Source organism: Streptomyces montanus (assembly GCF_005786655.1).
In the GTDB taxonomy this organism is placed as follows: domain Bacteria; phylum Actinomycetota; class Actinomycetes; order Streptomycetales; family Streptomycetaceae; genus Streptomyces; species Streptomyces sporangiiformans.
Genome location: NZ_VBZC01000007.1, coordinates 147,094 through 168,474 on the forward strand (window position 1 = coordinate 147,094; position 21,381 = coordinate 168,474).

Sequence of the window (21,381 nt, forward strand, 5' to 3'; positions counted from 1 at the left end):
TCAGGCCACCGTCCCGATCCGTCGCGTCGTCGCAGGCTCCTGCGACGACGCCTGCGCCGACGCGACGTCGTGGTGGATAGGGGTGTGCGCCCCGGTCAGCGAGACCCCGCTGCCGCCGCGCCGGTCGGCGACGATCTCCGAGGCGATCGACAGGGCTGTCTCCTCGGGCGTACGCGCCCCGAGGTCGAGGCCGATCGGGGACCTGAGCCGCGCCAGTTCCAGCTCCGTGACGCCGGCTCGCCGAAGGCGTTCGTTGCGGTCGAGGTGGGTCCGGCGCGAGCCCATCGCGCCGACGTACGCGACCGGCAGCCGCAGCGCGAGCCGGAGGAGCGGTACGTCGAACTTGGCGTCGTGGGTCAGCACGCACAACACCGTCCGGGCGTCCACGTCCGTGCGCTCCAGGTACTGGTGCGGCCACTCGACGACGATCTCGTCCGCCTCCGGGAAACGGGCCGCCGTGGCGAAGACGGGGCGCGCGTCGCACACCGTCACGTGGTAGCCCAGGAACCTGCCGACCCGTACGAGGGCCGACGCGAAGTCGATCGCGCCGAAGACGATCATCCGTGGCGGCGGCACCGATGACTCGACCAGAACCGTGAGCGGCGCTCCGCAGCGAGAGCCCTGCTCTCCGATTTCCAGGGTGCCGGTGCGGCCCGCGTCCAGGAAGGCGCCCGCCTCGGCCGCCACCGTGCGGTCCAGCTCCGGATGGGCACCGAATCCGCCTTCGTACGAGCCGTCGGGCCGTATGAGCAGAGCGCGGCCCAGCAGTTCCCCGGGCCCCGAGACGATCCGCGCGACCGCCGCCGCCTCCCCGCGGGCCGCGGTGGCCAGCGCGGCCGCGAACACCCCGCGCGCCGGCGAGGACGCACGGACCGGTGTGACGAGGATGTCGATGATCCCGCCGCAGGTCAGGCCGACCGCGAAGGCGTCCTCGTCGCTGTAGCCGAAGCGTTCGAGGACCGGCTCCCCGTCCTCCAGGACCTGTTGGCACAGTTCGTACACCGCGCCCTCCACGCAGCCGCCGGAGACCGAGCCGATCGCCGTGCCGTCGGCGTCGACCGCGAGTGCGGCGCCGGGCTCTCGGGGCGCGCTGCCGCCCACCGCCACCACGGTGGCCACGGCGAAGTCGCGCTCCTGCTCGACCCACCGGTTCAGTTCTTCGGCGATGTCCAGCATGTCTCGGTCTCCGTCAGATGCTCCGGCCGTACCGGTGTCCTGTTGAGCTCCAGACCCGTCGCGTCCCGGATCGCCGCGAGGACGGCCGGAGTCGATGACAGGGTCGGCGCCTCGCCGACGCCGCGGAGCCCGTACGGGGCGTGGTGGTCGGCGAGTTCGAGCACGTCGACGGGGATGGTCGGCGTGTCGAGGATCGTGGGGATCAGATAGTCCGTGAAAGAGGGGTTCCTGACCTTCGCCGTCTTCGGGTCGACGAGGATCTCCTCCATGACGGCCACGCCCAGGCCCTGGATCGTGCCGCCCTGGATCTGGCCGACCACGGACAGCGGGTTGAGCGCCTTGCCGACGTCCTGGGCGCAGGCCAGTTCGATGACCTTCACCAGGCCGAGCTCGGTGTCCACCTCGACGACGGCGCGGTGCGCGGCGAAGCTGTACTGGACGTGCCCGAAGCCCTGTCCGGTACGGAGGTCGAAGGGCTCGGTCGGCCGGTGCCGCCACTCCTCCTCGACCTCGACACACTCGCCTTCGAGTACGTCCGTCAGGCCGGCCAGGACCTCACCGCCGTCGGTGACCACCTTGCCGCCCTCCAACCGCAGCTCGGCCGTGGCCCAGGCGGGGTGGTACGTGCCGAACTTGCGGCGCCCGATCTCCAGGACCTGCTCACGGACGAGCTCGCAGGCGTTCTTGACGGCGCCACCGGTGACGTACGTCTGACGTGACGCCGAGGTCGAACCCGCGGAGCCCACCTGTGTGTCGGCCGGCTGGATGGTCACCTGGGTGACGCCGAGCTCGGTGCGGGCGATCTGGGCGTGGACGGTGACCCCTCCCTGGCCCACCTCCGCCATCGCGGTGTGCACGGTCACCACGGGCTCGCCGCCGGCCACCTCCATACGGACACGGGCGGTCGAGTAGTCGTCGAAGCCCTCGGAGAAGCCGACGTTCTTGATGCCGACCGCGTACCCCACACCGCGTACGACACCCTCGCCGTGCGTGGTGTTGGACAGACCGCCCGGCAGCTGGCGGACGTCCGCGCCCTCGGAGCTCTCCCACTGGCGCTCCGGCGGCAGCGGCATCGCCTTGACGCGGCGCAGGAGTTCGGCGACCGGTGCGGGCGAGTCGACGGGCTGCCCCGTCGGCATGAGGCTTCCCTGCTCCATCGCGTTGAGCCGCCGGAACTCGACCCGGTCCATGCCCACCTTGTCGGCGAGCTTGTCCATCTGCGCCTCGTACGCGAAGCACGCCTGCACCGCGCCGAAGCCGCGCATGGCGCCGCAGGGCGGGTTGTTGGTGTAGAGCGCGAGGGCCTCGATGTCGACGTCGTCGACGACGTACGGGCCCGCGCCGAGCGAGGCGGCGTTGCCGACGACGGCCGGGGAGGCGGAGGCGTACGCGCCGCCGTCAAGGACGATCCGGGCCTTGAGATGCGTCAACTTGCCGTCCTTCGTCGCCCCGTGCTCGTAGAAGAGCTTCGCCGGGTGGCGGTGGACGTGGCCGAAGAAGGACTCGAACCGGTTGTAGACGATCTTGACCGGCTTCCCGGTGCGCAGTGCCAGCAGGCACGCGTGGATCTGCATCGACAGGTCCTCGCGGCCGCCGAACGCGCCGCCGACACCGGAGAGCGTCATCCGGACCTTGTCCTCGGGCAGACCGAGGACGGGCGCGATCTGACGCAGGTCGGAGTGCAGCCACTGGGTGGCGATGTAGAGGTCGACCCCGCCGTCCTCGGCGGGGACGGCCAGGCCGGACTCGGGGCCGAGGAAGGCCTGGTCCTGCATGCCGAAGGTGTACTCGCCCCGGACGATGAAGTCCGCTCTCCCGGCGGCCTCTTCGGCGTCGCCGCGGATGATCGGCTGGCGGTGCAGGATGTTGGGGTGCGGGACGTGGCCCTTGATGGGGGTCCCCCCTGGACCGGAGCTTGTCGGAGGCCCTTGGGGGAGGTCCGTGCGGCTCTCGTGGATCAGGGGCGCGTCGGGCGCGATGGCGCTCGACTCATCGGTGACGACGGGCAGTTCGCGGTACTCGACCTTGATCTTCGCGGCGGCTCGGCGCGCGGTCTCCGGGTGATCGGCGGCCACGATCGCGACGGGCTCGCCGTGGTGGCGGACCTTGCCGTGGGCGAGGACCGGGGTGTCCTGGATCTCCAGGCCGTAGTGCCTCACGTCGGTGGGCAGGTCGTCGTACGTCAGGACGGCGTACACACCGGGCTGCGCGAGGGCCTCGCTCGTGTCGATGGAGACGATCTCCGCGTGGGCGACCGTGGAGCGCAGGATCTGACCCCACAGCATGTCCTCGTGCCACATGTCGGACGCGTACGCGAACTCGCCGGTGACCTTGAGGATGCCGTCCGGGCGGAGCGTGGACTCACCGACGCCGCCCCTGGTCCGGGATCCCTGCGTGATGTCGGTGGGCGTACCGGTCGTACCCATGCTCAGACCGCCTCGGACTGCCGGGCGGCCGCCAGACGGACCGCGTCCATGATCTTCTCGTAGCCGGTGCAGCGGCAGAGGTTGCCGGAGAGCGCCTCGCGGATGTCCTCGTCGGACGGGTTCGGGGTGCGCTCCAGCATCTCGTCGGCGGCGACCAGCAGACCCGGGGTGCAGAAGCCGCACTGCACGGCGCCGGCGTCGATGAACGCCTGCTGGATCGGCGAGAGCGTCGCACGCGGGACGGAGCCCGTGCCTTCGCCGGTCTGGGAGTCAGTGCCCCCCGCCTCCCACCGCCTGGCTTCGTCGAGCGGCGTACCGCATGCCCCGGTTCCGCATCCCTCGGCGCGCTGCTTGGCGTAGTCCGCCAGGCCCTCGACCGTGACGACCTCGCGCCCCTCTGCCTGGCCCGCCGCGACCAGACACGCACACACCGGTAGGCCGTCGAGCCGCACCGTGCACGACCCGCACTCCCCCTGCTCGCAGGCGTTCTTGGAACCCGGCAGGCCCAGGCGCTCCCGCAGCACGTACAGCAGGGACTCGCCCTCCCACACGTCGTCGGCTTCCTGCGGACGGCCGTTGACCGTGAAACTGACGCGCATTACGCGGCGCCCCCCATCTCGTGTCCGTCGCGGCCGGTGGCGCGATACGACTCCCAGGTCCAGGTCAGCGTGCGGCGGGCCATGACGCCGACCGCGTGGCGGCGGTAGTCCGCGGTGCCCCGGACGTCGTCGATCGGGTTGCAGGCGGCGGAGCACAGGTCCGCGAACTGCCGGGCGACCGAGGGGGTGATGATCTTGCCGCTGTCCCAGAAGCCGCCCTCGTCGAGCGCCGCGTTCAGGAACTCCTCGGCGGCCTTGGCCCGCACGGGCGTGGGCGCGGCCGAGCCGATGCCGGTCCGCACGGTGCGGGTCTCGGGATGCAGGGCCAGACCGAAGGCGCAGACGGCGATGACCATCGCGTTGCGAGTGCCGACCTTGGAGAACTGCTGCGGACCGTCGGCCTTCTTGATGTGTACGGCCCTGATCAGCTCGTCGGGGGCGAGCGCGTTGCGCTTCACCCCGGTGTAGAACGCGTCGATCGGGATGAGCCGGGAGCCGCGTACGGACTCGGCCTCGACCTCGGCGCCCGCCGCGAGGAGTGCCGGGTGGGCGTCACCGGCCGGGGACGCCGTGCCGAGGTTGCCGCCGACGCCGCCGCGGTTGCGGATCTGCGGGGAGGCCACGGTGTGGGAGGCCAGGGCGAGTCCCGGCAGCTCGCCCCGCAGACTCTCCATGATCCTGGTGTACGGGACGGAGGCGCCGAGCCGGACCGTCTCCTCGCCGACCTCCCAGTCGCCCAGCTCGCCGATGCGGTTCAGGTCCAGGAGGTACTCGGGCCGGCGGTGGTCGAAGTTGATCTCGACCATCACATCGGTGCCACCCGCGATCGGCACAGCGGTGGGGTGCTCGGCCTTCGCGGCGAGCGCCTCCTCCCAGCTGGCGGGGCGAAGGAAGTCCATGACCCGCTCTCTTCTTCGTGTCCTGCTCGTGTCCTGTTCACGCCGAATGAGGTAAGTACACATCGCCGTCCCGCAGCCGGGTCAGTCACGGAAACCATGAAGGAGTTGGCTGGCCAGAGGGCTCGTCTTGTAGATTCGTATGAACGGACGCCATCAGCAACCTCTTCGTTTTGCTCTGGAAACGTCGGACACAGCCCTCTGGAAACGTCCGACACAGCCCTCGGTTTCGAGACAAAGAACGGCGGCGACGAGAATGCGGCTGCGCGCACTGCTGGACTCCGACGCGCTGGGCCTGCGGCTGCTCGGCGGCGAGGACGAGCTGGACCGCGGTGTGCGCGGGGTGATGACCACGGATCTGCGGGATCCCAGCCGCTACCTGTCGGGCGGTGAGCTCGTCCTCACGGGTCTCGCGTGGCGGCGCGACGCAGCGGACTCCGAGCCTTTCGTACGGATCCTCGTGGCCGCCGGGGTCGCGGCGCTGGCCGCCGGTGAGGCCGAGCTGGGCGCCGTCCCCGACGACCTGGTGGTTGCCTGCGCCCGGCACCGGCTGCCGCTGTTCGCCGTCAACGAGTCGGTGGCCTTCGCGACGGTCACCGAGCATGTCGTACGGCAGGTCTCGGGTGAGCGGGCCGGGGATCTGGCGGCCGTGGTGGACCGGCACCGGCGGATGATGACCTCCGGCCCCGCGGGCGGCGGCCCGGACGTGGTGCTGGACCTGCTCGGCTCCGATCTGGACCTGCGGGCCTGGGTGCTCTCCTCCACCGGGCGCGCGATCGCGGGCTCGAACCTCTCGGGGGCGGCGCTGCCGGCCGAAGTCCGCGCCACACTGGCCGCCGAGCACCTGGCGGCGTCCCGCACCGGCCGGCGCGGGCCGTACCGCGTGACGGTCGACGGCACGGCGTACTCCCTCTTCCCGATCCACAGCTGGGGTCACCGCCCGGCGGCGACGGGGGGAGGCCGGGGTTCCACGGTGGCCTCGCGCGACGTACGCGAGACGGTGCTCTCGGACTGGCTGCTCGCGGTGGAGGCGGATGCCGGGGACTGGCCCGATGAGCGGCTCGATCTGCTGCGGGGCGTGGCGCAGCTGATCGCGGTGGAGCGGGACCGGCGGGACGCCGCGCGTACGGTGCGCCGCAGACTCGCCCAGGAAGTGCTGGAGCTGGTGCAGACCGGCGCCGCGTCCGCCGAGATCGCGGCGCGGCTGCGGGTCGCCGCGCCGGTGCTGCTGCCGGGGCTGGGCGCTGCCCCGCACTGGCAGGTCGTGGTGGCCCGCGTCGAGTGGGACGACGTACGCGGCGGGCTCCCCAGGCCCTCGGCCGAGGAGGGCGGCGGGCCACGGGCGGGAGAGATCGACGGGGGGCCGGTGGCCCAGGCGCTGCTGGAGGAGATCCTCGTCGCCCCTCCCCCAAGCTCTTCGGACAGGGAGCTCCCCCAGTCGTCCGGGCCCGATCAGTCCGACCGGATCGCGGTCGCCCATACGGGTGAGGAGGCGGTCGCGCTCGTCCCCCTTCCGGCTGTATCCACGGAGCACGACGGGTCCGAGTCCGGGCTGCACGCCGAAGCGCTGCTGGAGGCCGTACGCGGCCCGCTGTCGGCGGGCCTGAACGACGACGGGCGGCTCACCCTCGGCGTCAGCGCGGCCGTGCACTCGGCGGAGGGACTGCGCGGCGCCCTGGAGGAGGCCCGGCACGCGCGCCGGGTCGCGGCGGCCCGGCCCGGCCGGGTGTGCGCGGCGGGCCACCAGGAGCTGGCCTCCCATGTGCTGCTCCTGCCCTTCGTCCCCGACGACGTGCGCCGGGCTTTCACGGCCCGCCTCCTTGACCCGCTCCGGGACTACGACCGCCGGCACCGCGCCGAGCTGATCCCCACCCTGGAGGCCTTCCTCGACTGCGACGGCTCCTGGACGCGCTGCGCGAACCGTCTGCACCTGCACGTCAACACGCTGCGCTACCGGGTGGGCCGTATCGAGCAGTTGACGGGACGCGATCTTTCCCGGCTGGAGGACAAGCTGGACTTTTTCCTCGCGTTGCGGATGAGCTGACGTCACAGTGCTGCGGACGGGTGGCACCAAGTGCCGTTCGCGTCCCATGACTTTGTGAAATCCTTCACCCACCCTCTTGGCCGGGCGCGCCGATTCGTGCTGAGATGCGGCCACCACTCAACAGCTCAATGGCGTGCTCGGGGAGGGCAACGTGGCGTATCCCGCCATGTCTGATACCGGAACGGCTGCAGGGGACGATCCGCTCCAGATCGCGGTATGGCGGCTGCGCTCGCGCGCCTGCTGGGCCGACGCGGCCGCGCTTCTCGCCTCACACACGGCGGGCGCCGCTCTCCAGCGGGCCTCGCTCCTCGTGGAGCGGTGTCTCTACACCGCGGAGGGCTGGGAGGAGGCCGAGGACGCGCTGCGTACGGCGGAGGCGCTGGCCCGCAGTGACGACGAGCGGGGCGCCGCGGCCTGCGAGCGCGGACAGCTCGCATACGCCGCCACGATCCTCGGCGTGCGCGACCGGGCGGACGAGGCGCGGGCCGCGCTCGGCCGGTCCGCCGCGCTGATCGCACCGGGCTCTCCCGGTCGGGCCCTCCTCGACTTCCGGCGCGGTCTGCTCGCCGAGAACCTCGCCCACTCCCCGCAGTCGGCCCGTGCCGCCTACCGCCGCGCCCACGCGGGCGCCACCGCCCACGGCGACCCGCTGCTGCTCTCCTTCACCTGGCGCCACCTCGCCGGACTCGCCCTCCGCGAAGGGGAGTTGGCAGAGGCCCGGCACGGCTTCGGCGAATCCCTCCGGATCCGCGAGGAGCTGGGCTACCTCGTCGGCACGGCACCCGCGCTGGCTTCCCTCGCCGACGCCGAGACCGAGCCGGAGGCGTCCCGGCTGCGGGCCGAGGCGGGACGGCTGTTCCGGCTCCTCGGCGGCGTACCGACGTGGCTGGCACCGCAGTTGGCTCCGGCACCGCCGGCGGCGACGGCTTAGGCCCTGTCCGGCCCTGATCCGCCGGACAGGGCCCTAGGACGCGCCCTGGGACGCGCCCGCGAAGTGTCCTTGGACGAGGGACTGCACGACCGGCAGGTCCTGGGCGATCAACGCGTCGAGCAGCGTCGTGTGTTCGGCGGCGTCCGCCACCAGGTCGCGGCGGCGGGTGGCGGGGCCGCCGACGAGGGGCCACTGGGCGCGGCGGTGCAGGTCGTCGACGATCCGCACCAGCTGCTCGTTCCCCGCGAGGTCGAGCACGGCGCGGTGGAAGGCGCGGTCGGCTTCGGCGTAGGTCGCCCGGCAGCCGGTGGCCGCGGCCCGTGCCGTCGCCTCGACGAGGGGGCGCAGCTCCGCCCAGCGTGCGGCGGGCACCGTACGAGCCAGCCGCAGCACCACGGGGACCTCGATCAGCGTCCGGATCTCGGCGAGCTCCGCCAACTCACGCGCGCCGCGCTCGACCACGCGGAAGCCCCGGTTCGGTACGACCTCCACGGCGCCCTCGGTCGCGAGCTGCTGCATCGCCTCGCGCACGGGGGTCGCCGAGACACCGAAGCGTTCGCCCAGTGCGGGGGCGGAGTAGACCTCGCCGGGCGACAGCTCGCCGCCCACGAGGGCGGTACGGAGGGCGTGGAGGATCTGGCCTCGCACGGAGGACCGCTGGACGACGGGGCGGGGGGTGTCGTCGACCGCTTCCGCACCCTGCGCGCCCCCCGGCAGACTTCCGCCCGGCAAGCGTCCGTCCGCCGAGCGCGGTCGCGGGAGCGAGGGCTCGCTGTGGGTGTGCTCACCGCGGGCCGCGTCCGAGTGCGCGGCACCGTCCCGGAGCCCGCCGCCCTCGCGGCCCGCCCCACGCTCCCGGTCCACGACCACGGCCGCCGCCCGCGTCTGCGTCTGACGGAGGGCCTGACCGGCCTCCTCCGCCACGTCCCCGGCGGAGCCGTTCGCGTCACGCGGGCCGGCCTGCTCCACGGGGGCCTCCTCCGGGCTTGGCGGTACTTGTGGCCATTGCGGCCGATGTGGCCGTAGTCCTGCACGATAGGCGGAGCGAGCCGTAGTTCAAACCTCGATAACTTCGAGTAAGGTAAGGCTTACCTACAAACGATCGTGAATCGGTGGCCCTCGCATGTCCGCTCCCGCTCCGGCCGCAGCTTCTCCCGTCGGCGCCTCGCACCCGGCTCGTCAGCCGTCGCGGATGCCTACGACCTCATGACCGAGGCGTACCCCCACCTGAGCGTCATGGAGCTCGGCCCCGGAGAACCGGCCCCCGTCGGCGCAGGCTGGGTCGCCGTCGCGGGGCTCGCGGCGGGCGGAGCCGACCTCGACACGTTTCTCGCATGGGACAGCGCACAGGTACAGAGCGACTACGGACAGCGGGCCCGCCCGGACGTCGTCGCGAGCTTCGGCCTGCACCGGTACGCCTGGCCGGCCTGCCTGCTGTTCACGATGCCGTGGTTCCTGCTGCGCCGCGTGCCCCGCTTCCCCGTGGAGCACGTCTCCTTCCAGCGCACGCTCGGCCGCATGGCCGTGCGGGTCGGGGAGTTCGCCTGCCTGCCGGGCGACCCGGCCGCCACGCTGCCCGGCGCCCGCGTCGTACCGGACGAGGACGCCCTGCGCGCCGAGGTACGGGCCGCCGTGGCCGAGCACATGGAGCCGGTTCTCGGCGGCTTCGGACCCCGCATGCGACGCCGGGGACGCGCCCTGTGGGGCATGGCGACCGACGAGATCGTCGAGGGGCTCTGGTACGTCGCCCAACTCCTCGGCGAGGAGCGGCGCGCGATGGCCGAGTTGGAGCGGCTGCTCCCGGGCGCGACTCGCCCGTATGTCGGCACGGCCGCGTTCCGCGAGCTGACCGGCCCGAGCGGCAATGCCCTGACCACCCGCGACCGAGCGAGCTGCTGCTTCTTCTACACCGTGGACCCCGAGGACACGTGCGCCAACTGCCCGCGCAACTGCGACGCGGTCCGCATCGAGAAGCTGACAGCCGCCGCGGCCTGCTGACCGCCCCCGAGCCAATTCGGCCACCGCGGCGAGGAGTTCAGGCCACCCCGGGCGAACCGGCGCACCGGGCATCACCTAAGGTCAACTCGGACCGAGACACCCACCGGGACACCCTTCGAGACACCCCGCGCATTACAGGCGCTTCACAATTTCCTCACGCGTCGCGGGAACTTTCCGGGGAACCACCCGTACGGGTATCTTAATCGCACTCAACTCCCGTCCCTCGCGCGGTAGTTCGAGCAGAATGTCGCCCTGCGCATCCCCTTGCACTCCCTTGGCGGCCTCTTGCCCCGAAACCCCCTGAGGGCCGATGGGTTTGGGCCACTATGGCGGGCGTTACGCCCTATCCCAATGCAAGGGACCCCAGATGAGACTGACCGACATATCGCTGAACTGGCTGCTTCCGGGCGCCGTACTGCTCCTGGGCATGCTGGCGGCGGTAGCGGTACTCGCGCGCGGCAAGCGCTCCGGGGAGAACGCGAACGCGGACGACTCGTGGGAGCGCAGCGAGGAGCGACGCCGGCGCAAGGAGGCCATTTACGGCACGGCTTCCTATGTGCTCCTGTTCATCTGCGCAGCGGTCGCCGCCGCGCTCTCCTTTCACGGCCTGGTCGGCTTCGGCAAGCAGAACCTGAACCTCTCCGGTGGCTGGGAGTACCTGGTTCCCTTCGGCCTCGACGGCGCCGCGATGTTCTGCTCGGTGCTCGCGGTACGCGAGGCCAGCCACGGTGACGCGGCCCTCGGCTCCCGCATACTCGTGTGGACGTTCGCCGGCGCCGCGGCCTGGTTCAACTGGGTGCACGCTCCCCGGGGCGCCGGCCACGCGGGTGCTCCCCACTTCTTCGCCGGTATGTCCCTGTCGGCCGCGGTGCTGTTCGACCGCGCACTGAAGCAGACCCGCCGTGCGGCGCTGCGCGAGCAGGGGCTGGTGCCCCGGCCGCTGCCGCAGATCCGGATCGTACGGTGGCTGCGTGCCCCGCGTGAGACCTTCGGTGCCTGGTCGCTGATGCTGCTCGAGGGTGTGCGCACCCTGGACGAGGCGGTCGAGGAAGTGCGCGAGGACAAGCGGGAGAAGGAGCAGAACCGGCGGCGCCGGCGTGACCAGGAGAAGATGGAGCGAGCTCGTCTGCGGGCGATCACGCGCGGCCAGCGCGGGCTGATCGGACGCTCCCGGCAGGTCGAGGTGCAACAAGTGCCCGCCGCTCCGGCGCCCGCCCAGGTCACCGCGGAGCCTGCCATATCGGCTCCGGAGCCACTGCCCGTGCGCGCCCGTCCCTCCCTCACGGCCGTCAGCCACGCTTCTGAGCCGGTCACCGTCGACCTCACCGCCGAGGACGACACGATGGCGCTGCCTCGCCTGGACTCCCTGGAGCGCAAGCTCAAGGACCTGGAGCAGCAGTTCGGCTGAGGCGGAGAGCCTGGCAAACCAAGCCGCAAAAAGAGGGCGCCCTACGGCGAGTGAGCCGAAGGGGCGCGCCGGTGTCGAGAGGCCGAACGCGCGGAGGCCCCGACGAAGGAGGGGTCGAGCACGATCGGCCTCTCGACACCGGCTGTAGCGCCCCGGAGGCGAACCGAGCCCCAAAAAAGATGGAGCGCGGCGAACCGAGCCCTATAAAAGCTCGAACCAGACCGTCTTGCCCACCCCGTGCTGCCGTACGCCCCACGCGTCCGAGAGCGACTGCACCAGGACCAGGCCCCTGCCGTGCGTACCGTCGTCGGCCTTCGGCACCCGCAGTGTCGGCCTGCGCCCCACGAAGTCCCTGACCTCCACCCGGAGTCCATTCGGGCCGACGGTGGCCGTGAACACCGCGTCGTAGTCGGTGTGGATGAGGGCGTTGGTGACCAGTTCGCTGGTCAGCAGCTCCGCTATATCGGATCTGCCGGGCCTGCCCCACTGGGCGAGCAGGTCCCGCAGCGCCTTGCGCACCTCGGGCACGGCCCGTAGGTCTGCCCGCCCCAACCTGCGCCTGAGCTGCGGAAAGCCGTACTGGTCCGTCGCGCTGTCCGCCGATTTCTCCGCCGTCTTCGCCATCTTCGCTGCCTTCGCCGAGAAGGCCCCGGATACGACGGGACCACCTCCTCGTGCCTGCCTCTTCATGACCCCCGCCCGCACGCTGATGTCGTTCCCCTCCTGCTCGAACAGGTTCACGAGATGCATGCCCCCGCCCGGAACGTGGCAGTCATGTCGAATCGTCAACACCTCTGATACAGCCACGGGTGCCCCGCATGAGCGGAGATGAACCACTGCGTCCGCTGTCGCGCTGGGTCCATGAATCAGCGGACGCCGCTACGTCTCCCAAACGGCCGCGGCCGTACGGTCGTCGGCGTATCCCTTCACCCTGACCTGGACGTCCGCGAGGAAGGCGGCGAGACCGGGCGGATCGGCGTCCGCCCACCGGGCCGTCAGCTGCCGGGCGAGGTCGGGTTCGCCGCGCAGAGGTTCGGCCAGGCCGCCGGTGCACAGCAGCAGCGTGTCGCCGGGGCGGGCGACGGAGGCACGGAAGCGGAAGGGTTCGCGGGGCGGTTCGGGGGCGGGCTCGTACGGGCTCGGGGGTGTGGTGATGCCCAGGTCCATGGTGAGCCGGTCGCCCTCGGGGGTTTCGGAGGGCGGCGAGCCGAAGCCGACCACGGCTTCACCGGTGGCCTCGGCGACGTGCGGTTCTATGTCCTGCCACTCGCCGTCGCGCAGCCGGAACAGGCCGCCCGCGCCGATGCCGAAGAAGACGCGGGTACGGCACTCGGTGTCCGCGGGAAGCAGCAGGCAGCGCAGGCTCGCCGTGTACTCCTCGGGATCGATGCCCTGCTCGGCTGCGGTGGCCCGGAGCTTGCCGAGGCTGCGGTCGGTGAGGCGGTGCAGACCCGACTTGAGGTCACCGCGCCGCGCGGCCTTGATGTCCTCGGCCAGCCGTGCGTGGCTGCGGCCCACGGCCCGGCCGATCCACTGGCACGCCTCGGCGGCGGCCCGGTGCGCGCCGGGCGTCGCCCGCGCGCCGGTCGCCATGGCGACGAGCACCAGCGCCTGCTCCCCCGTCCCGAACCGGGCGGTCAGCAGCGAGTCCCGGCGTGGCTCGCCCCGGTACCGCGCCGAGTCCCCGCGCACGGAGGCGGCCCGCAGCGTGCAGGTCCCGTAGTGCGCCCCGTCCAGCACGGTGTCGGCCACCAGATCGTCCAGATCGTCCGGATCCGCGGGCGGCAGGGCGGTGGGTTCGGGGTCGTAGGTGGGCGGACCGGAGCCAACGTAGTCGACAGTGATGCGGGCGGGTTCGGGTGCGACTGCGGGGGCGGAGGCGGCAGGGACGTCGGGGACTTCCGAAGGGGCGTCCGGCAGCGTGGCGGGCGGGCCCTCAGTCGGACGGCTGGTAAGACCGGGAGCGGGTTCGCCGACCGGACCGTCGGCCTCTCCATCGGCCGGACCGTCGGCCGGTGCGCGCGACGCGGGCACCGCCGCCGCGGGTGTCTCCGTGGACGTGCCGATCGACGTGTCGATGGACGCCTCAACGGACGTATCAACGGACGTATCGACCAGGGGTGCCTCCGCGCGGAATCCCGGTGGCTTGGGGCCTGGGGGAAAGGAGGCGGGTGCCGGAGCTTCGGAGGGCGGGGCCTCCCAGGGGGCCCGCTCCCGCCGGAGCCCGCTGCGGTGCAGCGCGTCGGTGTCCGGCGGCCCGGAGGGCGGGGGCGACCCGGCGGTTTCCCCGCCGGGCGGACCCTGCTGCGCAGCGGCCCCGACCGTCCCCGCCGCCGAGGCGAACCGGTCGTCGAGGGAATCGGCCACGGCCGCGGGCCCCGTGTCCTCGGTGGAGTCGTCGTACAACTGCCCCCACCAGTCGTCGTCCTGACCGTTGGGTTTCTCCCCCTGCTGGCTCATGCCCCCAATTGTCCACCGCACGGGCCGGATGAAAACGGTGCATCAGGAAAAAGCGGCCCCGGGGGGGTGCGTGCCGAACGGCGATACGAAGCCGCCGACCCGGCTGCGGCCCGGCTGACCTGCGGGCTCGCCCGTACTCCGGCACCCTGGGCAGATGGGAGCGTGGGAACTCCTGCTGGTCGGCGTAGTGATACTGCTCGGCCTGTGCGGGGTGCTGATGCCCGGCGCGCCGGGATCGTGGCTCGTGTGGGCCGCGATCCTGTGGTGGGCGTTCGAGGACCCCGAGGGGCTCTCCTGGGCGGTCCTCGTGGGTGCCACCTGCGTCCAGTTCCTCTCCCAGGTGATCCGCTGGCAGCTGCCGCCACGCCGGCTGGTCGAGAGCGGCGCCACCCGCCGAATGGCGGTGTACGCCGGGGTCGGGGCACTGCTCGGCTTCTTCGTGCCGCCGGTGCTCGGCACGGTCCCCGGATTCCTGGGCGGGATCTATCTCTGCGAGCGGCTGCGGCTCGGCGGGCGCAGGGAGGCTGTGGCATCGGTTCGCCTGGTGATGCGCTCGGGCGGGACCAGCGTGCTGGTGGAGCTGTTCGCGTGTCTGCTGATCACGGGGGCATGGCTGGGTGCGGTCTTCTGGGGGCCGTGACCCCATCTTTCATCGGATCTCTTCCGCAATATTGACGATCTCTCGCGTCATCTCTACCTTGCGCACAGGGATAGCTCCGATGAATAGCTGTGCCGTACAAGCCGCCAGGAGGCGCGATGCCCAGCCCGTCCAGCCGCCGTTCCAGCCGCCCGTCCAGACGTACCGTGCTCGCCACCGGATCCGCGCTCGGCGGAACGCTGCTCGCGGGCGGGCTGCCCACCCAGGCCTCGGCGGCGGCGACCGCCGCCGAGGCCGGTTCCGACCCCTGGCGAACCGTTCTGGACGACGCGGACCTGGTGTGGCAGCGGATGCCGAAGACCTGGTACGAAGGCCCGTATCTGGGCAACGGCTTCCTCGGTTCCGGGATCTACGCCGAGCCGAGTCCTGAGGCCGGTACCGGTACCGATGCCGGCACCGGGGCCGAGACCTTCCAGGCCGTCCGCTTCAACGTGCAGCACTCCGAAGTCCAGGACCACCGCCCGCAGTTCGGCTCGCTCTTCGGGCTCGCCCGGCTGCCGATCGGCCACTTCACACTGGAGCCGGTGGGCACGATCACCGGCCTGGACTGGCGGCTCGGGCTGCGCGACGCCGAACTGACCGGAACGCTCACCACCGACCGGGGCACCCTCACCATCCGCGCCCTGGTGCACACCACCCGCTCCGTGCTGGCCGTCGAGGTGACACCGAGCGAAGGCGAGCGCGACTTCACCTGGGTGTTCCATCCGGCGAAGGCGATCAGCCCGCGCGCCGACTTCCGGCCGCTGCCGGAGGGGTACGCGGCCAACCCGCCCGCCGAGACCGGTGACCACGACGGCGTCTCCGCCGCCGTACAGCCACTGCTGTCCGGCGGGCAGCATGTCACCGCATGGCGGGAGCGCACCTGGGGTGGTACGCGGACGCTGTACGCGCATGTCGCGCACTCGTATCCGAAGTCGACGGCGCTCGGGCGGGCGCTGGCCGCTGTCCGGGACGCCTCGAAACTCTCGTACGACCTGCTGGCGGTCGCGCATCGCGCCTGGTGGCGCGCCTTCTACCGGAAGGGTTTCCTCTCCCTGCCCGACGCGCGCATCCAGCGCTTCTACTGGATCCAGCTCTACAAGACGGCCTCCGCGGCCCGGCGCGACGCGCCCGTGATGGCCACGTGCGGCCCCTGGGTGGAGTCCACGCCGTGGCCGGCGACCTGGTGGAACCTGAACGTGCAGTTGGAGTACTGGCTGATCCACGGATCCAATCACCTGGAACTGGACGCCGTGACCAGGGCGTTGAGCGAGTTCCGCGACAACCTCAAGGCCGAGATGGCACCCGCGTACCGCGCGGACTCGCTGGGCGTTCCGCGCACCACCGACGCCTCGCTGGTCAACGGCGGACCGACGGGCCCCGTCCTGGGCTACGGCGTCGGCATCCCGGGCCAGGACCCGCCGACTCCCGAGGTCGGCAACCTCACCTGGGCTCTGCACAACGTCTGGCTCAGCTACCGCCACACGATGGACGAGTCGATCCTCCGCGACGTCCTCTTCCCCCTCCTCCGCAAGGCGATCAACTACTACTTGCACTTCCTGGAGCCGGGCTCGGACGGCAAGCTGCACCTGCCGGCCACCTTCTCGCCCGAATACGGCGGCAACTCACGGGACTGCAACTACGACCTGATGCTGCTGACATGGGGGTGCCGCACCCTCCTTGACTCGGCGGAACTCCTCGGCATCGACGACGAGTTGGCGCCGCGCTGGCGGGAGGTCCTGGCCAAGCGGGTCGCGTATCCGACCGACGAGAACGGCTTCATGATCGGCGCGGACATCCCCTTCGCGAAGTCGCACCGCCACTACTCGCATCTCCTGGCGGTGTACCCGCTGTACGAGCTGACGGGCCGCACGGCCGACGAAAAGGCCCTGATCGAGAAGTCGTTGGCCCACTGGGTCGGCTTCGAGGGCGCCCTGCAGGGCTATACGTTCACCGGCGCGGCCTCGATGTCCGCGCTGCTGGGCAAGGGCGAGGACGCGCTCAGCTACCTCGGCCAGCTGATGACCCGCTTCATCCAGCCCAACACCATGTACAAGGAGACGGGCCCGGTCATCGAGACTCCCCTCTCGGCCGCCCAGTCGCTGCACGACATGATCTGCCAGTCCTGGGGCGGCGTCATCCGCGTCTTTCCCGCGCTGCCCGCCGCCTGGGCGGACCTGACGGTGCACAACTTCCGTACCCAGGGCGCGTTTCTGCTCAGCGCCGTACGAAAGGCCGGGGTGACCCGCTGGGTCCGGCTGCTCAGCGAGGCGGGTGCCCCCTGCGTCGTACGGCATGGCATCGCGGGCCCGATCGAGGTACGGGACAGCCGGGGACGCCCGCTGCGGTACGAGTCCGTGGACGACGGTGCGATCCAAGTCCGGCTGCCGGAAGGGGAGTCCGCGCTCATCACCGCCAAGGGCGACCGTCCGGACCTGCGGATCACACCGGTCGAGCCGAACGAGGAGGCACCACGCTGGGGGCTACCCACGTCGTGAATGGCGCGGCGGGACCGACCCACAATCCCATTCCCCCATTCCCCCTTTGCCTCATTCCCCCTCACTCCCCTTTTCGGCCCTCCAGGGTGAGGAGACGCAGCTTGCGGTCCAGCCCGCCCGCGTAACCGGTGAGGGAGCCGTCCGCGCCGATCACCCGGTGGCAGGGGCGGACGATCAGCAGCGGATTGGCGCCGATCGCGCCACCGATGGCGCGGACGGCGGCGCGCGGCGCACCGATCCACGCGGCGATCGCGCCGTAGGTGGTGGTCGCGCCGTACGGCACGGAGTCGAGGGCGGCCCAGACCTTCTCCCGGAATTCGGTCCCTGCCGTCCTCAACTCCAGCTGGAACTCCTTCAGTTCACCCCCGAAGTACGCGGCGAGCTGTTCCTCGGCGGCCCGGAAGAGTTCCGGGGAGCGCCGCCAGCCGGGCTGTACGGTGCGACCGCCCTTCTGGCCGGGCACGGAGAGGGAGGTCAGCGCGCCGGACTCGTCCGCGGTGAGGAGGAGCGGACCGACGGGGCTGTCGAGCGTCGTGTAGTGCGTGTAGTCATGCGGGGGCGGGGGCGGCGTCATGATGCTCATTCGTCGACTTCCAACTCACTTGTGTTTACGGTGACTTGATGTCCGGCGGCCTTCAGGTGCCGCAGGGCGTAGGAACGCCAGGGTCGCCAGCTGTCGGGGACCTGTTCCCCGGGCGGGCCGACGGCGACGTCCGGGTCGCCGAGAGCACGCGCACGGATGACGGCCACCGTGTGGGGATCCATGCCGGGCAGTGCGAGCAGGGCACTCGCCGCGTCATCGCGGTCGGCACCCGCGTCCAGACGCAGACGTCCGTCGGCGAGGGCTGCGGCCAGGGCGCCGAGGGTGCCCTCGGGTTCGGCCTCCGCGAGGACGGCGGGCTCGGGGAAGACATGCGTGAGCGTGCCGCAGGGCGCGTCGAGCGCTTTGCCGTACGCCCGTACCAGCCGCTCGGCCTCGTTCCGTCCGACCACGGCCCGCACCGCAAGCTCCTCCGGATCGGCGGCACCCGGCGAGCGCAGCCCCGGCCGGGCGGCCACAAGGGGTGCCAGGAGTGGATCGGCGGCCAGCCGCTCGTCCACGGCGTACGGATCGGCATCGAGATCGAACAGCCGGCGCAACCGCTGTACGGCGGTGGTGAGGTCGCGGAGGTCGGTGAGATGAAGCCGGGCGTCGAGCCAGCCGCTGGGGTGGTTCGAAGTCGGTGCCCGTCGCCCTGACCGGCGTTCGTCGACGGCGACGATGCCGGTGCCGTACGGCAGACGCAGGGTGCGGCGATAGGTACGGGAACCCGGGGCGCCGGCCACCACCTCGATGCCGGGTACGGCCTCGGCGGCGAGGAGGTCGAAGACGGGGCCGGACTGGTACGGGCCGCGGTGGGCGAGGCGCAGCGGGATACCGGCGGACGGAGTGCCGTCCGCATCGCGCGCCCCGGCTCCCCGACGGCCAGGTGCGGCGGCGCGCAACTCGCTGGGCGTGGACGCGTACACCGCGCGCATCGTGTCGTTGAACTGCCGCACGCTGGCGAAGCCTGCGGCGAAGGCGATCTCCGTGATCGGCAGCGCCGTGGTCTGGAGCAGTACCCGGGCGGTGTGCGCGCGCTGGGCGCGTGCCAGCGCGACCGGGCCCGCGCCCAGCTCGGCGGTGAGCTGCCGCTGGACCTGGCGAGCGCTGTAGCCGAGCCGTATCGCGAGCCCGGAGACGCCCTCGCGGTCCACGACGCCGTCTCCGATCATCCGCATCGCCCGTCCCACGACGTCCGCGCGCACATTCCACTCGGCGGAACCGGGGACGGCGTCCGGCCGGCACCTGCGGCAGGCCCGGAAGCCGGAACTCTGCGCCGCCGCGGCCGTCGCGTAGTACCGCACGTTGCGTCGCTTCGGCGTCACCGCCGGGCAGCTCGGCCGGCAGTAGATCCCGGTCGTCTCCACGGCGAAGAAGAACACCCCGTCAAACCGGGCGTCCCTGCTCCGCACGGCCTCGTACCTGGTCTCTTCCTTCGTCACACCCCCCAGTCTGCGCCCTCGCGGACGGCCGGGCTGGCGGAAATCGGACACGACGTTGAGGGCGGTTTCCCGGCCTCGTTCACACCGGCATCGGTCGGCCGGTCTCCAGCAACGTCTTGAGGCTGGACAGCACGACGGGCCAGCCCTGGTGCACCTGTTCCCGCATTTCGGTGCGCGGGTCGCTGCTGTGGATCGTGAGCTTGACCTGGGAGTCGGCCGTTTCTTCGAGGTGGAAACTCGCAGTGGCGCGGCGGGTGTCCGGGGCGGGGTTGTCGGGGGTCGGCACGAACCCGACCGTGTAGGTCAGCCGCCGCGGCGGGTCCGCCTCGATCACCTCGCCGCGCATGAACGGCTCGTCCGCTCCGGCGAATCGGTGTGCGACCGGCGACCCGGGCCGCCAGTCGGACTCCACCGCCACCGCGGTCTCGCCGGCACCCCAGTAGCGCCGGGTGAACTCGGGATCGGTCAGCGCCTTCCAGAGTTCTTCGGGCGTGGTGGCGATGTAGATCGTGTAGACGAAGTCGGGGCCGGTCACGGTTGTCTCCTCCAGTGCGGTCTTGAGTGAGCTCAGGGCGTTGAGTCGGTCGTGCTCGTACTGGCTGATCCATCGCTCGTGGATCTGCTGGATGGGCACCGGGTTGAGGTAGTGCAGCTTCTCCCTGCCGCGCCGGACGGCACTCACCAGGTTGGCGCTTTCGAGCACGGTCACGTGCTTGGAGACGGCCTGCCGAGTCATGCCGAGATCCTCGGAAAGCTCTTTGAGGGTCTGACCGTTGCGCTCGCGCAGCCGATCAAGCATGCGCCGACGTGTGGCGTCCGCGAGCGCCTTGAGCGCCGGTCCCAGGTCCGTAGTCACATCAGCAAAATAGGCAACCATATGGTTGCCTGTCAATGCCGCCCCGGATGCCGGAGCCTGGGCAGACGCGGCGGCCCCGCTCCAAGGGTTTTCGCCCCCGCCGCCCCTGCCCGTCCCATCCCTGAGGGCTCCGCCCCCAGACCCCCGGGGTTCACATGTCCGCTGCGGGTCCGTTGTGGCTGGTCGCGCGGTTCCCCGCGCCCCTGAAGGGGCGCTCAGGCTCAGCGCCAGCGCCCCCGCTTGGCCTCCATCGCGGCCCGCCCCTCAGCCCCCCGCCGCTTCCACTCGCGGCGAAGTTCGGACCGGGCGCGGGCATCGGTCTTGGCGACGATCCGCTGGTTCTCACGGAGCAGCTTGCGGTAGCTGTCGAGCCGGCGCTCCGGGAGGACACCGGAGTCGACGGCGGCGAGGACGGCGCAGCCCGGCTCCGCCCCATGCGCGCAGTCGTGGAAGCGGCACTCTTCGGCGAGTTCCTCGATCTCCGAGAACACCTGCCCGACCCCGCCCCCGGCGTCGAAGAGCCCCACACCCCGCAGCCCGGGCGTATCGATCAGAACGCCACCGCCAGGCAGGACGAGGAGGTTACGGGTCGTCGTGGTGTGCCGCCCCTTCCCGTCCACGTCCCGCGTCGCCTGCACCGACATCACGTCCTCGCCCAGCAGGGCGTTCGCGAGGGTCGACTTGCCCGCACCCGACTGCCCGAGCAGCACGGACGTACCGCCGGAGACCACCGCGGCGAGGACATCGATCCCGTCCCCCACCGCCGAGCTGACCGCCAGCACCTGCACCCCCGGCGCGCTCGTCTCCACGTCCTGCACCAGATGCGACAGTGTCGCGGCGTCGGGCACGAGATCCGCCTTGGTCAGGACGATCAGCGGCTGTGCCCCCGATTCCCAGGCGAGCGCCAGAAACCGCTCGATCCGCCCGAGATCGAGCTCCATCGCCAGCGACACGGCGACCACCGCGAAGTCGACGTTGGCGGCCAGGATCTGCCCCTCCGACCGCTTCGACGAGGTCGAGCGCACGAAGGCGGTGCGGCGCGGCAGATACTCCTGGACGTAGCGGGGGTCGCCGCCGGCATCGACGGCGGCCCAGTCCCCGGTGCAGATGACCCGCAGCGGATCGTGCGGCGTGACGAACTCGGTGTCGACGCGTACCAGCCCGTCGGCGGTGACCACATCGCACTGCCCACGGTCGACCCGCACAACACGGCCGGGCACCAGACCCCGCTCAAGGTACGGAGCGAACTCCGCATCCCAGCCCTCATCCCAGCCATACGGGGCGAGAGGGTGCGAAGACGCCTGAAGAGAAGAGAAAGACAAGGGGTGACCCTTCACAAGGGTGGCCCCGGCACCGCGCTCACTGGCGCGGGAAAAGAGTGAGGTCAGCCGGAGGCCACGGAGGTGGACTGAATGAACTTCCGGATG

17 protein-coding genes are annotated in these 21,381 nt (G+C 71.6%); 6 read left to right on the plus strand and 11 right to left on the minus strand.

The genetic code is table 11. From position 1 onward, the window contains the following. The 4 genes from FE633_RS08295 to FE633_RS08310 are packed head-to-tail and all read right to left on the minus strand — an operon-like array spanning position 1 to position 5,100. Complete coding sequence (locus FE633_RS08295; protein WP_138044438.1) at positions 1 to 1,176, minus strand: XdhC family protein; 1,176 nt, start codon at positions 1,174 to 1,176, stop codon at positions 1 to 3. Next, positions 1,152 to 3,602 carry a xanthine dehydrogenase family protein molybdopterin-binding subunit gene (locus tag FE633_RS08300; protein WP_138044439.1) on the minus strand — a complete coding sequence of 817 codons (2,451 nt, stop codon included), beginning with the start codon at positions 3,600 to 3,602 and terminating at the stop codon, positions 1,152 to 1,154. The genes FE633_RS08295 and FE633_RS08300 overlap by 25 nt, the downstream gene beginning before the upstream one ends. Positions 3,603 to 3,604: 2 nt before the next feature. Next, a complete protein-coding gene (locus FE633_RS08305; protein ID WP_138044440.1) occupies positions 3,605 to 4,201 on the minus strand; it encodes a (2Fe-2S)-binding protein in 597 nt (198 codons plus the stop codon). Then, the gene (locus FE633_RS08310; protein ID WP_138044441.1) at positions 4,201 to 5,100 is read right to left on the minus strand and encodes an FAD binding domain-containing protein; all 900 of its coding nucleotides are present in this window, start codon (positions 5,098 to 5,100) and stop codon (positions 4,201 to 4,203) included. The genes FE633_RS08305 and FE633_RS08310 overlap by 1 nt, the downstream gene beginning before the upstream one ends. A 253-nt stretch (positions 5,101 to 5,353) precedes the next feature. Here FE633_RS08310 and FE633_RS08320 point away from each other — a divergent pair, with 253 nt between their 5' ends. Together FE633_RS08320 and FE633_RS08325 are read left to right on the plus strand one after the other, a co-directional pair. Further along, entirely contained in the window at positions 5,354 to 7,141 is a 1,788-nt protein-coding gene (locus tag FE633_RS08320; RefSeq protein WP_138044443.1) for a PucR family transcriptional regulator, read from the plus strand. Positions 7,142 to 7,292: 151 nt separating this feature from the next. Next, positions 7,293 to 8,072: a hypothetical protein gene (locus FE633_RS08325; RefSeq protein ID WP_138044444.1), complete on the plus strand. Its 780-nt coding sequence runs from the start codon at positions 7,293 to 7,295 to the stop codon at positions 8,070 to 8,072. 33 nt (positions 8,073 to 8,105) lie between these two features. Here FE633_RS08325 and FE633_RS08330 read toward each other — a convergent pair whose 3' ends face one another. Further along, positions 8,106 to 9,041, minus strand: coding sequence for a GntR family transcriptional regulator (locus FE633_RS08330; RefSeq protein WP_138044445.1), 936 nt, complete (start codon positions 9,039 to 9,041; stop codon positions 8,106 to 8,108). A gap of 237 nt (positions 9,042 to 9,278) precedes the next feature. Here FE633_RS08330 and FE633_RS08335 point away from each other — a divergent pair, with 237 nt between their 5' ends. Together FE633_RS08335 and FE633_RS08340 are read left to right on the plus strand one after the other, a co-directional pair. Beyond that, on the plus strand, positions 9,279 to 10,070 hold the full coding sequence (locus FE633_RS08335) for a (2Fe-2S)-binding protein (protein WP_138044446.1): 792 nt from the start codon (positions 9,279 to 9,281) through the stop codon (positions 10,068 to 10,070). Between the two features lie 367 nt (positions 10,071 to 10,437). Further along, complete coding sequence (locus tag FE633_RS08340) at positions 10,438 to 11,478, plus strand: DUF2637 domain-containing protein (protein WP_138044447.1); 1,041 nt, start codon at positions 10,438 to 10,440, stop codon at positions 11,476 to 11,478. Between the two features lie 201 nt (positions 11,479 to 11,679). On the opposite strand, the gene FE633_RS08350 is transcribed toward FE633_RS08340, so the two are convergent. Further along, on the minus strand, positions 11,680 to 12,102 hold the full coding sequence (locus tag FE633_RS08350; RefSeq protein ID WP_246113508.1) for an ATP-binding protein: 423 nt from the start codon (positions 12,100 to 12,102) through the stop codon (positions 11,680 to 11,682). 255 nt (positions 12,103 to 12,357) lie between these two features. Beyond that, positions 12,358 to 13,938, minus strand: a complete 1,581-nt coding sequence (locus FE633_RS08355) for a protein phosphatase 2C domain-containing protein (protein WP_138044448.1) — start codon at positions 13,936 to 13,938, stop codon at positions 12,358 to 12,360. A gap of 154 nt (positions 13,939 to 14,092) precedes the next feature. On the opposite strand from FE633_RS08355, the gene FE633_RS08360 reads away from it, so the two are divergent. Together FE633_RS08360 and FE633_RS08365 are read left to right on the plus strand one after the other, a co-directional pair. Further along, a complete protein-coding gene (locus FE633_RS08360; RefSeq protein ID WP_138044449.1) occupies positions 14,093 to 14,578 on the plus strand; it encodes a DUF456 domain-containing protein in 486 nt (161 codons plus the stop codon). A gap of 116 nt (positions 14,579 to 14,694) precedes the next feature. Then, positions 14,695 to 17,073, plus strand: a complete 2,379-nt coding sequence (locus FE633_RS08365) for a glycosyl hydrolase family 95 catalytic domain-containing protein (protein ID WP_138044450.1) — start codon at positions 14,695 to 14,697, stop codon at positions 17,071 to 17,073. 61 nt (positions 17,074 to 17,134) lie between these two features. Here FE633_RS08365 and FE633_RS08370 read toward each other — a convergent pair whose 3' ends face one another. From FE633_RS08370 to rsgA, 4 genes are all read right to left on the minus strand, one after another. Continuing rightward, positions 17,135 to 17,647 carry a methylated-DNA--[protein]-cysteine S-methyltransferase gene (locus FE633_RS08370; RefSeq protein ID WP_138044510.1) on the minus strand — a complete coding sequence of 171 codons (513 nt, stop codon included), beginning with the start codon at positions 17,645 to 17,647 and terminating at the stop codon, positions 17,135 to 17,137. Between the two features lie 5 nt (positions 17,648 to 17,652). Continuing rightward, the gene (locus tag FE633_RS08375) at positions 17,653 to 19,098 is read right to left on the minus strand and encodes a DNA-3-methyladenine glycosylase 2 family protein (protein ID WP_246113499.1); all 1,446 of its coding nucleotides are present in this window, start codon (positions 19,096 to 19,098) and stop codon (positions 17,653 to 17,655) included. Between the two features lie 79 nt (positions 19,099 to 19,177). Then, the gene (locus FE633_RS08380; protein ID WP_246113500.1) at positions 19,178 to 19,954 is read right to left on the minus strand and encodes an ArsR/SmtB family transcription factor; all 777 of its coding nucleotides are present in this window, start codon (positions 19,952 to 19,954) and stop codon (positions 19,178 to 19,180) included. A 221-nt stretch (positions 19,955 to 20,175) separates the two neighbouring features. Continuing rightward, positions 20,176 to 21,291 carry a ribosome small subunit-dependent GTPase A gene (gene rsgA, locus FE633_RS08390; RefSeq protein WP_171059857.1) on the minus strand — a complete coding sequence of 372 codons (1,116 nt, stop codon included), beginning with the start codon at positions 21,289 to 21,291 and terminating at the stop codon, positions 20,176 to 20,178. Positions 21,292 to 21,381 lie beyond the last annotated feature (90 nt).

What these genes read in the sequence shown, in the direction of transcription:
- FE633_RS08295 (WP_138044438.1), bottom strand. Translation starts at nt 1,176, where the DNA reads ATGCTGGACATCGCCGAAGAACTGAACCGGTGGGTCGAGCAGGAGCGC.
- FE633_RS08300 (WP_138044439.1), bottom strand. Translation starts at nt 3,602, where the DNA reads ATGGGTACGACCGGTACGCCCACCGACATCACGCAGGGATCCCGGACC.
- FE633_RS08305 (WP_138044440.1), bottom strand. Translation starts at nt 4,201, where the DNA reads ATGCGCGTCAGTTTCACGGTCAACGGCCGTCCGCAGGAAGCCGACGAC.
- FE633_RS08310 (WP_138044441.1), bottom strand. Translation starts at nt 5,100, where the DNA reads ATGGACTTCCTTCGCCCCGCCAGCTGGGAGGAGGCGCTCGCCGCGAAG.
- FE633_RS08320 (WP_138044443.1), top strand. Translation starts at nt 5,354, where the DNA reads ATGCGGCTGCGCGCACTGCTGGACTCCGACGCGCTGGGCCTGCGGCTG.
- FE633_RS08335 (WP_138044446.1), top strand. Translation starts at nt 9,279, where the DNA reads ATGACCGAGGCGTACCCCCACCTGAGCGTCATGGAGCTCGGCCCCGGA.
- FE633_RS08340 (WP_138044447.1), top strand. Translation starts at nt 10,438, where the DNA reads ATGAGACTGACCGACATATCGCTGAACTGGCTGCTTCCGGGCGCCGTA.
- FE633_RS08350 (WP_246113508.1), bottom strand. Translation starts at nt 12,102, where the DNA reads ATGGCGAAGACGGCGGAGAAATCGGCGGACAGCGCGACGGACCAGTAC.
- FE633_RS08355 (WP_138044448.1), bottom strand. Translation starts at nt 13,938, where the DNA reads ATGAGCCAGCAGGGGGAGAAACCCAACGGTCAGGACGACGACTGGTGG.
- FE633_RS08360 (WP_138044449.1), top strand. Translation starts at nt 14,093, where the DNA reads ATGGGAGCGTGGGAACTCCTGCTGGTCGGCGTAGTGATACTGCTCGGC.
- FE633_RS08365 (WP_138044450.1), top strand. Translation starts at nt 14,695, where the DNA reads ATGCCCAGCCCGTCCAGCCGCCGTTCCAGCCGCCCGTCCAGACGTACC.
- FE633_RS08370 (WP_138044510.1), bottom strand. Translation starts at nt 17,647, where the DNA reads ATGACGCCGCCCCCGCCCCCGCATGACTACACGCACTACACGACGCTC.